10 protein-coding genes and 3 tRNA genes are annotated in these 13917 nt (G+C 61.0%); 10 read left to right on the top strand and 3 right to left on the bottom strand.

Annotated features, from left to right (window positions below):
* Positions 1–101 precede the first annotated feature (101 nt).
* Positions 102–1163 carry a DNA polymerase IV gene (gene dinB, locus F8N96_RS09105; protein ID WP_150797504.1) on the bottom strand — a complete coding sequence of 354 codons (1062 nt, stop codon included), beginning with the start codon at positions 1161–1163 and terminating at the stop codon, positions 102–104.
* A gap of 300 nt (positions 1164–1463) precedes the next feature.
* Here dinB and F8N96_RS09100 point away from each other — a divergent pair.
* The 5 genes from F8N96_RS09100 (at position 1464) to F8N96_RS09080 (ending at position 6352) form a co-directional block, all read left to right on the top strand.
* Positions 1464–1540: transfer RNA gene (locus F8N96_RS09100), tRNA-Met, on the top strand.
* Between the two features lie 219 nt (positions 1541–1759).
* A tRNA-Met gene (locus tag F8N96_RS09095) sits at positions 1760–1836 on the top strand.
* A 220-nt stretch (positions 1837–2056) separates the two neighbouring features.
* Positions 2057–2133: transfer RNA gene (locus F8N96_RS09090), tRNA-Met, on the top strand.
* Between the two features lie 281 nt (positions 2134–2414).
* A complete protein-coding gene (gene mprF / locus F8N96_RS09085) occupies positions 2415–5057 on the top strand; it encodes a bifunctional lysylphosphatidylglycerol flippase/synthetase MprF (protein ID WP_150797503.1) in 2643 nt (880 codons plus the stop codon).
* Positions 5057–6352 carry a virulence factor family protein gene (locus F8N96_RS09080; protein ID WP_150797502.1) on the top strand — a complete coding sequence of 432 codons (1296 nt, stop codon included), beginning with the start codon at positions 5057–5059 and terminating at the stop codon, positions 6350–6352. The genes mprF and F8N96_RS09080 overlap by 1 nt, the downstream gene beginning before the upstream one ends.
* 251 nt (positions 6353–6603) lie before the next feature.
* On the opposite strand, the gene F8N96_RS09070 is transcribed toward F8N96_RS09080, so the two are convergent.
* Positions 6604–8505: a potassium transporter Kup gene (locus F8N96_RS09070; RefSeq protein ID WP_150797500.1), complete on the bottom strand. Its 1902-nt coding sequence runs from the start codon at positions 8503–8505 to the stop codon at positions 6604–6606.
* A gap of 287 nt (positions 8506–8792) precedes the next feature.
* Here F8N96_RS09070 and rimO point away from each other — a divergent pair, with 287 nt between their 5' ends.
* The 5 genes from rimO to tsaA all read left to right on the top strand — a co-directional run bounded on the left by rimO (position 8793) and on the right by tsaA (position 12913).
* Entirely contained in the window at positions 8793–10130 is a 1338-nt protein-coding gene (rimO, locus tag F8N96_RS09060) for a 30S ribosomal protein S12 methylthiotransferase RimO (protein WP_150797498.1), read from the top strand.
* 114 nt (positions 10131–10244) lie between these two features.
* Entirely contained in the window at positions 10245–10718 is a 474-nt protein-coding gene (locus F8N96_RS09055) for an acetyltransferase (RefSeq protein WP_150797497.1), read from the top strand.
* 222 nt (positions 10719–10940) lie between these two features.
* Positions 10941–11651, top strand: a complete 711-nt coding sequence (locus F8N96_RS09050) for an rRNA pseudouridine synthase (RefSeq protein WP_150797496.1) — start codon at positions 10941–10943, stop codon at positions 11649–11651.
* A 75-nt stretch (positions 11652–11726) separates the two neighbouring features.
* Entirely contained in the window at positions 11727–12197 is a 471-nt protein-coding gene (locus F8N96_RS09045) for a DUF1456 family protein (RefSeq protein ID WP_064676139.1), read from the top strand.
* A gap of 14 nt (positions 12198–12211) precedes the next feature.
* Positions 12212–12913 (top strand): tRNA (N6-threonylcarbamoyladenosine(37)-N6)-methyltransferase TrmO, encoded by a 702-nt coding sequence (tsaA, locus tag F8N96_RS09040; RefSeq protein ID WP_150767047.1) that lies wholly within the window; start codon positions 12212–12214, stop codon positions 12911–12913.
* 156 nt (positions 12914–13069) lie between these two features.
* Here the strand turns inward: tsaA and fpr are convergent, their stop codons facing one another.
* A complete protein-coding gene (gene fpr, locus F8N96_RS09035) occupies positions 13070–13849 on the bottom strand; it encodes a ferredoxin-NADP reductase (protein ID WP_150767046.1) in 780 nt (259 codons plus the stop codon).
* Between the last annotated feature and the right edge of the window lie 68 nt (positions 13850–13917).

Here is a 13917-nt window from a genome sequence, read left to right as displayed (position 1 = left end):
CACATTTAACCGCATTCTATCTGTAAGAACGCGGTCCCCTGTGGGAGCGGGCTTGCTCGCGAAGGCGGCCTCACATTCACCACCCCATCCAAACTCTGCCACTACCGCTCAAACAACTCCATCTGCTCAAACCCACCCCGCAAATCCTCCAGCCTGACCCCAATCCCCAACAACCGCACCGGTTTCCCGCCGCGATTGAATGCCTGGGTCAGCAACAGCTGATAACTCCCCAGATCCCGCCCTGTCCCCGCCTGTTCCAGCGTGGTCTGGGTAAAGTCATGGAATTTCACTTTGACGAACGGCTTGCCCGGCCGATAACTGTTGTCGATTCGTGCCATGCGTCCGGCCAGGGTCTCCAGCAGCTCGGGTAATTTATTCAGGCAGCTCACCAGATCCGGCAGGTCCACGTCATAGGTGTTTTCCACACTGATCGACTGGCGACGACTGTCGTTGTGCACCAGACGGTCATCGATCCCACGGGCCAGGCTCCAGAGCCGCTCACCAAAGCTGCCGAATTCGCGCACCAGCGCCAACTTGTCCCATTCGCGCAAATGCGAGCAGTCGACGATACCCAGCCGGCCCAGCTTGTCGGCCGTCACCTTGCCCACCCCGTGCAACTTGCTGACCGGCAATCCGCTGACAAAGTCCTCCACCTGATCCGGTGTAATGACGAACAGGCCATTGGGTTTCTTCCAGTCGCTGGCGATCTTGGCGAGAAACTTGTTCGGCGCCACGCCCGCCGAAACGGTGATGTGCAGCTGATTGGACACCCGGCGCCGGATGTCCTGGGCAATGCGCGTGGCGCTACCACCGAAATGCGCACTGTCCGACACATCAAGGTAGGCCTCATCAAGGGACAGCGGCTCGATCAAGTCGGTGTAATCGCGAAAGATCGTGTGAATTTCCTTCGACGCTTCTCTATAGGCGTCCATGCGCGGCTTGACGATGGTCAGGTCCGGGCACAGTTTCAAGGCGTGCCCCGACGACATGGCCGAACGCACGCCATACGCCCGCGCTTCATAATTGCAGGTGGCGATCACTCCCCGCCGATCCGCCGAGCCACCTACCGCCAGCGGCTTACCCGCCAGGCGCGGGTCGTCACGCATCTCGATGGCGGCGTAGAAACAGTCACAGTCGACGTGAATGATTTTTCGCTGGGTCATATAAAAGCGGTATTCATGGGCAAGAAATGGAGTTAGGCTTTGTCGGATGGGCAGTATCTCATTGGCACCTGTATATAGCACCAGTACTCGGAATGTTCTTTTTCAAGCGTAGGAAAAGTATCGGATGAATTTAATGACTCAATCGAACAACTCCCCTCAATAGAGCCGCAGGCCTTGCCACACCTGCCTCACAGACCTGCAGACCCAGCCCCTTGGAGGCCTAAGCGATTGAACAGGAACAGATTTTTTCAGGATTAGGCTTGACACCAGCGCCATCCTCTGTAGAATTCGACCCACAGACGCGGGATGGAGCAGTCTGGTAGCTCGTCGGGCTCATAACCCGAAGGTCGTCGGTTCAAATCCGGCTCCCGCAACCAAATATCAAGAAAGGCTACTCGAAAGAGTGGCCTTTTTTGTGCGCGCCTGTTTTGTACGAGTGCAGCGCTCACCATCGCAAGCCCAGGGAGATAAATCGTTCTGATTGCTGAACTTAGGTCTCCTCTGCCGCGATTTGCCATTCATTTGCACTTATTTGACCCGTTTCAGGATTAAAGATTGACTCTGCGCCGTTCGCCTGTAGAGTGCCGCCACACAGACGCGGGATGGAGCAGTCTGGTAGCTCGTCGGGCTCATAACCCGAAGGTCGTCGGTTCAAATCCGGCTCCCGCAACCAAACATCAAGAAAGGCTACTCGATAGAGTGGCCTTTTTTGTGTGCGTCTGTTTTGTACGAGTGCAGCGCTTAGCCATCACTCGCGCGGAAAGAGAAATCGTTCTGATTCCTGAACTTAAGTCTCCACTGCCGCCGCTTGCCACAACCTGGCACTTATTCGGCCAGGTTCAGGATTAACGGTTGACAGCCTGCCGTTCGCCTGTAGAATGCCGCCACACAGACGCGGGATGGAGCAGTCTGGTAGCTCGTCGGGCTCATAACCCGAAGGTCGTCGGTTCAAATCCGGCTCCCGCAACCAAACATCAAGAAAGGCTACTCGAAAGAGTGGCCTTTTTTGTGCCTGACGGAAAAGTCCTTTCGCAACAATGACCTGTCACCCAGCAGCGAATGCCCTCGACTGTAGGAGCGAGCTTGCTCCTACAAGGGGCATTCGCTCTCAGCCACACCCCTTTTCAAATGATGACGCGCCATCGCCGGGTCCCAGTGAGAATAGGTATATTTGTAACTATTTTTTTCAACAGGGATTGGTAACTTGACCGGATACCCCCATCCTGTCGCGCACAATCCAAGAGGTGATTGATGCGCGCCAACTCGTCTGATCCACAAGACACCGTCACTGCGACACAACCGATCAAGGCCGAGCGCCTGCGCTTGCTGGACCTGGTCAGCAAATACCGCCAACCCCTGGGTCTGGCCGTCACGCTGCTGTTGTTCGCTATCGCGCTGATCGCCTGTCGTCACCTGCTGAGCGAACTCGATCTGTACGCGCTGCACGACTCGATTCTCGAAGTATCGCAACCGGCACTGCTCGGCGCACTGGCTGCGACCGTGGCCGGCTTCATCATTTTGCTCGGCTACGAATGGTCGGCCAGTCGGTATGCCGGCGTGACACTGGCGCCACGCATCCTCGCCCTGGGCGGGTTCACCGCATTCGCCATCGGCAATGCCATCGGTCTTTCGATGCTCTCGGGAGGCTCGGTTCGCTACCGTTTATATGCGCGTCACGGCCTGGGGGCTTCGGAAGTCGCGCACATGACGCTGTTTGCCAGCCTCTCGCTCGGTTGTGCCCTGCCCCCGCTCGCGGCCCTGGCCACACTCAGTAACCTGCCTGCCGCTTCCGTCGCCCTGGGTTTGTCCGAGACATTGCTGGGTGTGGTCGCCGTCGCCGTACTGCTGCTTTTTGCCGTGCTGGCGATCGGCATCTACCGTCGACGCCTGCCGGAACAGCCCTACCCGGATAATCTGCTGGTCAAGGTCGGTCGCCGCACCTTGCGTTTGCCAGGACGTCGCCTGACGTACCTGCAATTGGTCATCACCGCCCTGGACGTGGCCGCCGCCGCGACCGTGCTGTATCTGTTGCTGCCCGAAGCACCACCCTTCGGCGCATTCCTGCTGGTGTATCTGCTGGCCTTGGCTGCCGGGGTGCTCAGCCATGTGCCCGGCGGTGTCGGGGTGTTCGAGGCCATCCTGCTGGCCGCCTTCGCCGACAAGCTCGGGGCCGCGCCCCTGGCTGCCGCGCTGCTGCTCTATCGCCTGATCTACGTGGTGCTGCCGTTGCTGGTAGCCTGTTTGCTGCTGCTGATCAATGAAGGCCAGCGCGTGTTTCAGACGCGCCAGACACTGCGCGCCGCGTCCGGCCTGGCCGCACCGATTCTGGCGGTGCTGGTGTTTCTGTCCGGTGTGGTGCTGCTGTTCTCCGGCGTGACCCCGGAAATCGATACGCGCCTGGAGCACATCGGTTTTCTGATCCCCCATCGACTGGTCGACGCCTCGCACTTCGGCGCCAGCCTGGTCGGCGTGCTGTGCCTGCTGCTGGCCCAAGGTCTGCGCCGGCGCCTGTCGGCCGCGTGGATGCTGACCACCATCCTGTTGCTGGTGGGCGCCCTGCTCTCGCTGCTCAAGGGCTTCGACTGGGAAGAAGCCTGCCTGATGACCCTGACCGCGAGCCTGCTGGGGGTTTTCCGGAGCTCGTTCTATCGCCCCAGCCGCCTGACCGAACTGCCCTTTTCGCCGCTGTATCTGGTCTCCAGCCTGTGCGTGCTCGGCGCGTCGATCTGGCTGCTGCTGTTCGCCTATCAGGACGTTCCCTACAGCCATCAACTCTGGTGGCAGTTCACCCTCGACGCCGACGCCCCCCGTGGCTTGCGCTCGCTGCTGGGTGCCGCCGTCCTGTTGCTGGTGGTGTCCCTGACCTGGCTGCTGCGCACCGCGCGCCCGGTGATCCACCTGCCCACGCCCGAAGAGCTGGAGCGCGCGACCAGGATCCTCATGGCGTCCGCCCAACCGGATGGCGGCCTGGCCCTGACCGGTGACAAGGCGCTGCTGTTTCACCCTGACGACCAGGCGTTCCTGATGTACGCCCGCCGTGGTCGCAGCCTGGTGGCCTTGTACGACCCGATCGGCCCGGCCCTGCAACGGGCCGAGATGATCTGGCAGTTCCGCGACCTGTGTGACCTTCACCACGCCCGCCCGGTGTTCTATCAGGTGCGCGCCGAGAACCTGCCGTATTACATGGACATCGGCCTGACGGCGATCAAGCTCGGCGAAGAAGCCCGGGTCGATCTGCAGCGCTTCGACCTCGAGGCCAAGGGCAAAGAGATGAAGGACCTGCGCTACACCTGGAACCGTGGCACCCGCGACGGCCTGTCGCTGGAGATCCATGAGCCGGGGCAAGCGCCGATGGATGAGCTCAAGGTGATCTCCGATGCCTGGCTGACCGGCAAGAACGTGCGCGAGAAAGGCTTCTCCCTCGGCCGTTTCAGCGATGACTACCTCAAGCATTTCCGCATCGCGGTAATTCGCTTCGAAGGGCGCCCGGTGGCGTTCGCCAACCTGCTCGAGACCTATGGCCATGACCTGGCCAGCCTCGACCTGATGCGTGCGCACCCGGAGGCTCCCAAGCTGACCATGGAGTTCATGATGGTCGGTCTGATCCAACATTATAAAAATCATGGATACGCGCGTTTCAGCCTGGGCATGGTGCCGCTGTCGGGGTTGCAACCCCGTCGCGGCGCTCCGCTGACCCAGCGCCTGGGCTCGATGGTGTTCCGCCGTGGTGAGCAGCTCTACAACTTCCAAGGCTTGCGCCGCTTCAAAGACAAGTTCCAGCCCGACTGGGAACCCCGTTATATGGCCGTGCCCGCCGGACTCGATCCGCTGGTGGCCCTGGCCGACACTGCTGCCCTGATTGCGGGCGGCTTGACTGGATTGGTGAAACGCTGATGATTCAACGCTCCCTGCGGTACGTACTGGGCACACTGCTAGTGCTGGCCCTGATCCTCGGTGGCGGTTACTGGTACCTCAAGCGTCCGGCACCCGAACCGACCCTCGAACAGCTGACACCCGCCGATGGCACGGCAATGACTCGAGTCATCCCCGGCAACACACCGCGCGCCCAGGTGTTGGTGGCGGTCAACGCCGAGCAGAAACTCAGCGACAAACAACTGCTGACCCTCAGCCGCAGCGGCTCGGCGCAGATCGTTCAGGTGATCCTGCCCAAAGACTGCCTGCTACAAAGTCGTGCCCTGCAATCCGGCCTGCGCGAACTCAAAGGTCCGGCGACGCTGGTCAGCGGCATCGGCCCGGGCGCCGTACTCGCCTGGCGCTGGTTGTCCGAACAGAAGAACGACCAGGCCCAGGCCGTGTCGGTGGACCTGGCCCTGGAAAAACCCGGCTGCACTCACCTGCTGCCAAAAAGCGCGGCCCACGGCCACTGGCTGGTGGCCTGGAACGACAACCCGGACGACACCAGCGCCGGTTTCGTGCGCGACCAGCCGAACGCCGAAACCAGCATCAGCGACTACGACATCAACCTGCCGCAAGTGCTGAACAACGAACTGCGCAAACGCCTCGTCGGCGGCGAAAAAGCCGCTGGCGGCCTGCAGATCCCGGTGGTCGAAGTCCCGGCCGGCCAGGCACGGGACACCGTCACCCTGTTCCTTTCCGGCGACGGCGGCTGGCGCGACCTGGACCGCGACGTGGCGGGCGAGATGGCCAAGATCGGTTACCCGGTGGTCGGCATCGATACCCTGCGCTACTACTGGCAGCACAAGAGCCCTGAACAAAGCGCCCTGGACCTGGCCGAACTGATGCAGCACTACCGGCAAAAATGGGGCACCAAACGCTTCATCCTCACCGGTTATTCGTTCGGCGCCGACGTCCTGCCGGCGATCTACAACCGCCTGGAGCCCGCGGAGCAACAACGGGTCGACGCCATTATCCTGCTGGCCTTCGCCCGCACCGGCAGCTTCGAAATCGAAGTCGAAGGCTGGCTCGGCAATGCTGGCAAGGAAGCCGCCACCGGCCCGGAAATGGCCAAGCTGCCAGCGGAGAAAGTGGTGTGCATCTACGGGGAAGAAGAAGTCGATGAGAGCGGCTGTACTGACAAGACGGCCGTGGGTGAAGCAATGAAGCTGCCGGGTGGGCATCACTTTGACGAGAACTATCCGGCATTGGCCCAGCGGTTGGTGGACATCATTGCCAAGCGACAAGCCAAAGACGAGACGGCTCAGGAGTGATCTGAGGCCAGCCGCAAAAAAGCCCTCGCTGCCTCACGGTACCGGGGTCTTTTTTCATTTCGTACACACCACAATTCCAATGTGGGAGCGAGCCTGCTCGCGAATGCGGTTTATCATTCAACATTGATGTCGACTGGCCCGACGCATTCGCGAGCAGGCTCGCTCCCACAGGGGACCGCAATTCGACTCCAGTCACCGCCCACAAAAAAGCCCCCGCTGCCTAAATGGCAACGGGGGCTTTTTGATGGGGGTTACATTTCTACCTGGGTACCCAACTCAATCACCCGGTTCAACGGCAGATTGAAGAACCGCAAATTACCGTTGGCGTTCTGCAACATGAAGGCAAACAGCGCCTCGCGCCAGCGGGCCATGCCGACGAGTTTGGAGGCGATGACCGTCTCGCGGCTGAGGAAGTAGGTGGTGCGCATCGGGCTGAAATCCAGGTCATCGAGATGACACAGTTTCAGCGCCTGCGGCACGTCCGGCTCATCGATGAAACCAAAGTGCAGGATCACCCGGAAGAAGCCTTCGCCGTGGGATTCGACCTCGAAGCGCCGCGTCGGCGGCACCCGCGGAATGTCTTCGTAGACCACCGTCAGCAGCACTACTTGCTCGTGTAATACCTGGTTATGCAGCAGGTTGTGCAACAGCGCATGGGGCACGGCATCCGGACGCGCGGTGAGGAACACCGCGGTGCCCTGGACGCGATGCGGTGGCTGGACGGCGATGCTGCTGATGAAAATCGGCAGCGGCAATCCACCCTCGTCGATTCGGTCGACCAGCAGTTGCTTGCCGCGCTTCCAGGTGGTCATCAGCACGAACAGCACAATACCGGCGATCACCGGGAACGCCCCGCCCTGAACGATCTTCGGCACGTTGGCGGCGAAGTACAGGCCGTCCACCAACAGGAAGCCGAGCAACACCGGAACGGCGAGGACCGGTGGCCATTTCCACAACAACAACATCACCGCCGACACCAGGATGGTGGTCATCAGCATGGTGCCGGTCACGGCCACACCGTAGGCCGAGGCCAGGGCGCCGGAGGATTCGAACCCCAGGACCAACAGGATCACGCCGACCATCAGCGACCAGTTCACCGCGCCGATGTAGATCTGGCCCTGTTCGGCACTGGAGGTGTGCTGGATGTGCATGCGCGGAATGTAGCCGAGCTGGATCGCCTGACGGGTGAGGGAGAACGCCCCGGAGATGACCGCCTGGGAGGCAATCACCGTCGCCATGGTCGACAGGCCGACCAGCGGAATCAACGCCCAGCTCGGTGCCAGCAGGTAGAACGGGTTGCGGGCGGCTTCCGGGTCACCGAGCAGCAGCGCGCCCTGGCCGAAGTAGTTCAGCACCAGTGCCGGCAACACCAGGATGAACCACGCGCGGGCAATCGGCTTGCGGCCAAAGTGGCCCATGTCGGCGTACAGCGCTTCGGCACCGGTCAACGCCAGCACCACTGCGCCAAGGATTGCCACGCCCATGCCCGGATGCACGATGAAGAAACGCACGCCCCACACCGGGTTCATTGCCTGCAACACTTCCGGGTGCTGCAGGATGCCGTAGACCCCCAGCGCCCCCAGCACGACAAACCAAGTGACCATGATCGGCCCGAACAGAATGCCGATCCGCGCGGTACCGTGACGTTGAATCAGGAAGAGTGCCACCAGCACGATCAACGACAGCGGCACCACCCAATGGTCGATGCCGTCGAATGCCAGTCCCAGGCCTTCAATGGCCGAGAGTACGGAAATCGCCGGCGTGATCATGCTGTCGCCATAAAACAGCGCCGCACCGATCAGCCCGCACACCACCAGCAGGGTACGCAACCGGGCATGCCCTGCCGCCGCCCGCCGGGCCAGCGCGGTAAGGGCCATGATCCCGCCTTCGCCCTGGTTATCGGCGCGCAGGACAAACATCATGTACTTGATCGAGACGACCCAGATCAGCGACCAGAAGATCAGCGCCAGAATCCCCAGCACCCCATCATGGGTGACGGGCACGCCGTAGCCACCGGAAAACACTTCTTTGAGGGTGTACAGCGGGCTCGTACCGATATCGCCATACACCACCCCGACCGCCGCGACCAGCATGCCGATCGGCTTGGCCGCCGAGTGCTCGGAACCCGCCGCCTGACTACTTGCCTGCCCCATCCACCACTCCTGCATCCAGACCCGAATCGCTTAAGAAAAAACACTATGCTTGCCGTGCAGCATGCGCTGTTTTACACGCTGTTACAGACGTTTTATTGACTGTAGAAAATCGGCAATGTGTAACGGCGCGAAGCATAACGCAGCACTCGTCGTATTTCCCCGTATAAAGCTGGTCAAGTGCGCCTCTCATCGCTAGAATTGCGCACTTTTTGATCAGAGGCGTGCCAAACGCCCGTCTGTCGCCTTGCCGTCTTCGGCTGGAGGCGTCACAAATACCGAGGTTAGACATGTCCACCACTCCTGCGCCGGCCAATCCAAAGGTTGGCTTCGTATCCCTGGGTTGCCCCAAAGCACTGGTCGACTCCGAGCGCATCCTTACCCAGCTGCGCATGGAAGGCTATGACGTCGTGTCCACCTATCAGGACGCCGACGTCGTGGTGGTCAACACCTGCGGCTTCATCGATTCGGCCAAGGCCGAGTCCCTGGAAGTGATCGGCGAAGCCATCAAGGAAAACGGCAAGGTCATCGTCACCGGCTGCATGGGCGTCGAAGAAGGCAACATTCGCAAGGTGCATCCGAGCGTGCTGGCCGTGACCGGTCCGCAACAGTACGAGCAAGTGGTCAACGCCGTGCACGACGCGGTGCCGCCGCGCCAGGATCACAACCCGCTGATCGACCTGGTGCCGCCGCAGGGGATCAAGCTGACCCCGCGCCACTACGCCTACCTGAAGATTTCCGAAGGCTGCAACCACAGCTGCAGCTTCTGCATCATCCCGTCGATGCGCGGCAAACTGGTCAGCCGCCCGGTCGGTGACGTGCTCGACGAAGCCCAGCGCCTGGTCAAGGCCGGCGTCAAGGAGCTGTTGGTGATCTCGCAAGACACCAGCGCCTACGGCGTCGACGTGAAGTACCGCACCGGTTTCTGGAACGGCGCGCCGGTGAAAACCCGCATGACCGAACTCTGCGAAGCCCTGAGCACCCTCGGCGTCTGGGTGCGTCTGCACTACGTTTACCCATACCCGCACGTCGACGAGCTGATCCCGCTGATGGCTGCCGGGAAGATCCTGCCGTACCTGGACATCCCGTTCCAGCACGCCAGCCCGAAAGTCCTGAAAGCGATGAAACGCCCGGCCTTCGAAGACAAGACCCTGGCCCGCATCAAGAACTGGCGCGAAATCTGCCCGGACCTGATCATCCGGTCGACCTTCATCGTCGGCTTCCCTGGCGAAACCGAAGAAGACTTCCAGTACCTGCTGAACTGGCTGACCGAAGCCCAGCTCGACCGTGTCGGTTGCTTCCAGTATTCGCCGGTCGAAGGCGCACCTGCCAACATGCTGGACGCGGCCATCGTGCCAGACGACGTCAAGCAAGACCGCTGGGACCGCTTCATGGCGCACCAACAAGCGATCAGCTCGGCACGCCTGCAAATGCGCGTCGGCCGTGAAATCGAAGTGCTGGTCGATGAAGTCGACGAGCAAGGCGCAGTCGGTCGCTGCTTCTTCGATGCCCCGGAAATCGACGGAAACGTGTTCATCGACAACGGCAGCAACCTGAAACCAGGCGATAAAGTCTGGTGCAAAGTGACCGACGCTGACGAATACGACCTGTGGGCTGAACAGATCTAAACGCAATAAATACGAAAAGCCCTGCTCTCCTGACGAGATGCGGGGCTTTTTTACGTCTATCGTTTTGTGGGAGAAAGGACTCGCTCGATCAACCGCCAAAAGGGGCATTCGGCCATGCGCCAACATTCGGTCGTCCAGACGCCGAAACAGAGCGACTACGAAGAACTGACGCAGGTGTGGGAAGCCTCGGTGCGCGCCACCCATGACTTTCTGCCCGACAGTTACATCGAACTGCTGAAGAACCTGGTGCTGACCCGCTACCTGGATGCGGTCATGCTGATCTGCACCAAAGACTCGCGCCAGCGCATCACCGGGTTTGCCGGGGTCGCGGCGGGCAAGATCGAAATGCTCTTCATCGACCCGGCGCACCGCGGCCAGGGGCTGGGCAAGCAGCTGCTGCGGTATGCTTTGGAACACCTGAATGCCGATGAACTGGACGTCAACGAGCAGAACCCGCAAGCCCTGGGGTTCTACCTCAAGCAGGGCTTTGAGGTGATCGGTCGCTCGGAAGTCGATGGCATGGGCCAGCCCTATCCGCTGTTGCACATGCGCCTGCGCCAAATCCAGCAACGCACGCGCAATGGCTGACACAACGCAGGACCGCTGTAGGAGCGAGGCTTGCCCGCGAAGGGAGCACCGCAGTCGGTCAGATAGACCGAGGTGCTCCCTTCGCGGGCAAGCCTCGCTCCTACAGGACGCCTTCGCCAGCAAGCCAGCTACTACACGAAAAGCTGTACGGTGCAAATCGAGCCGGGCTTAACCGGCGCCCAGCAGGTACAATGCCCACCCCTTTTTTGTTACGGCCCTGTCATGACTGACCCGATTCGACTCTCCAAACGCCTCATCGAACTCGTCGGCTGTTCCCGTCGGGAGGCTGAGCTGTTCATCGAGGGCGGCTGGGTCACCGTGGACGGTGAGGTCATCGACGAGCCGCAGTTCAAGGTCGGCACCCAAAAAGTCGAGCTCGATCCAGAAGCGAAAGCCACTGCGCCCGAGCCGGTGACCATCCTGTTCAACGTTCCGGCGGGCATGGATGCGGACACGGCCCTGGCGACCATCAGCGCCGAGACCCTGAGCGAAGAACACCGCTTCAGCAAACGTCCGCTCAAGGGCCACTTCCTGCGCCTGACCGCCAGCACCGACCTGCAGGCCAATGCCAGCGGCTTGCTGGTGTTCACCCAGGACTGGAAGATCCTGCGCAAATTGACCGCAGACTCCGCCAAGATCGAGCAAGAGTATGTGGTCGAGGTTGAAGGCGACATGGTGGCTCATGGTCTCAATCGCCTGAACCACGGCCTGACCTACAAGGGCAAGGAACTGCCGCCGGTCAAAGCCAGCTGGCAGAACGAAAACCGCCTGCGTTTTGCGATGAAGAACCCACAACCGGGGGTGATCGCCCTGTTCTGCCAGGCCGTCGGCCTGAAGGTCGTTGCCATCCGCCGGATCCGCATTGGCGGTGTATCCATTGGCAAAGTGCCCTTGGGGCAATGGCGCTACCTGTCCGGCAAAGAGAAGTTCTAAGACTTTTCACGCCGCCACACATTCTGGCGCCGCTGCTTATGCGACGCCCACTGCCGACTATCAGGATTGCACACCATGATTCATAACGACGTACTGCGCAGCGTGCGCTACATGCTCGACATCAGCGACAAGAAAGTCATCGAGATCATCAAGCTCGGCGGCATGGACGTGACTCTGCCAGACCTGCTGACGTACCTGGACAAGAAAGAAGAAGACGAAGAAGGCTTCGTCCGCTGCCCGGACGAGGTCATGGCGCACTTCCTCGATGGCCTGGTGATCTTCAAGCGCGGCAAGGACGAAAGCCGTCCGCCGCAGCCGATCGAAACGCCGGTGACCAACAACATCATCCTGAAGAAGCTGCGGGTGGCCTTCGAACTGAAGGAAGACGACATGCACGCGATCCTCAAGGCCTCCGAGTTCCCGGTGTCCAAGCCGGAGTTGAGCGCGCTGTTCCGCAAGTTCGGCCACACCAACTACCGTGCGTGCGGCGACCAGTTGCTGCGCAACTTCCTCAAGGGCCTGACCCTGCGCGTGCGCCCGCAATAAGCGCGCCCCAACCCATGACCTACAGCGTCTCCCCCATCGGTTTCGTGCGCTCCTGTTTCAAGGAGAAGTTCGCCATCCCACGCCAGCCGCAACTGGCCCCGGCCGCTCGCGGCGTGCTGGAACTGGTGGCGCCGTTCGATCAGGGAGACGCGGTGCAGGGCCTGGAACAGGTCAGCCATGTCTGGCTGCTGTTCCTGTTCCATCAGGCCCTGGAAGAAAAGCCACGCCTGAAAGTCCGCCCGCCTCGCCTCGGCGGCAACAAATCCATGGGGGTGTTTGCCACCCGTGCGACGCATCGGCCCAATGGCATCGGGCAGTCAGTGGTCAAGCTGGACAAGGTCGAAGCCGATCGCCTGTGGATCTCCGGCATCGACCTGCTCGACGGCACGCCGATCCTCGACATCAAACCCTACGTGCCATACGCCGATATCATCGATACAGCCTCCAACAGCATCGCCAGCGCTGCGCCACAGATGATTCCCGTGCAGTGGACGGATTCGGCATTGCAACAGGCGCACGGGCACGCTCAGCGCCTTGGTGAGCCCTTGGTCGAGCTGATCGAGCAGTGTCTGGCGCAGGATCCGCGCCCGGCCTATCAGACGCCTGCGCCGGAGCGGGAATATGGGGCGCAGTTCTGGGATGTGGATGTGCGGTGGCATTACCCGACGCCGGAGCTGATCCGCGTGCTCGAAGTCATCCCCGTATCCCGGGCATAAAAAAGCCCGCATGACCTTCTCAGATCATGCGGGCTTTCTGTAGGAGCTGGCTTGCCAGCGAAGGTCGTTAACGATAACGCGTGTTTACCGGGTAAACGCGGCGCATTCAAGGCCTTCGCTGGCAAGCCAGCTCCTACACAAGCCAGCGCCTACAGGTTATTTCTCGACGAACGCACGCTCGATCAGGTAGTCACCCGGCTCGCGCATCCGCGGCGAGACTTTCAGGCCGAAGCTGTTCAACACGTCGCTGGTCTCGTCGAGCATGCTCGGGCTGCCGCACAACATGGCACGGTCGTCCTGCGGGTTGATCGGTGGCAGGCCGATGTCGCTGAACAGCTTGCCGCTACGCATCAAGTCGGTCAGGCGACCTTCGTTCTCGAACGGCTCACGGGTCACGGTCGGGTAGTAGATCAACTTGTCACGCAGGGCGTCGCCGAAGAACTCGTTCTGCGGCAGGTGCTCGGTGATGAATTCGCGGTAGGCGACTTCGTTGACGTAACGCACGCCGTGGCACAGGATCACTTTTTCGAAACGCTCGTAGGTTTCCGGGTCCTGGATGACGCTCATGAACGGCGCCAGGCCGGTACCGGTGCTGAGCAGGTACAAATGTTTGCCAGGCTTCAAGTCATCCAGCACCAGCGTGCCGGTAGGCTTTTTGCTGATGATGATCTCGTCGCCTTCCTTCAGGTGCTGCAGCTGGGAAGTCAGCGGGCCATCAGGCACCTTGATGCTGAAGAACTCCAGATGCTCTTCCCAGTTCGGGCTGGCAATCGAGTAGGCACGCATAAGCGGGCGGCCGTTGGGCTGTTGCAGGCCGATCATCACGAACTGACCGTTCTCGAAGCGCAGGCCCGGATCGCGGGTGCACTTGAAGCTGAACAGAGTGTCGTTCCAGTGGTGAACACTGAGGACACGCTCGTGGTTCATGTTGCTCATGTACGTGGGACTCCTGGAGATGTGTCTGCGCGCGCTTGGCGCCTGCCCTGCAAAAAATGAGTGGCTGT

This window comes from Pseudomonas fluorescens (assembly GCF_902497855.1).
GTDB classification, from domain to species: Bacteria; Pseudomonadota; Gammaproteobacteria; order Pseudomonadales; family Pseudomonadaceae; genus Aquipseudomonas; species Aquipseudomonas fluorescens_BI.
This window is presented reverse-complemented; position numbering and strand designations above follow the sequence as displayed.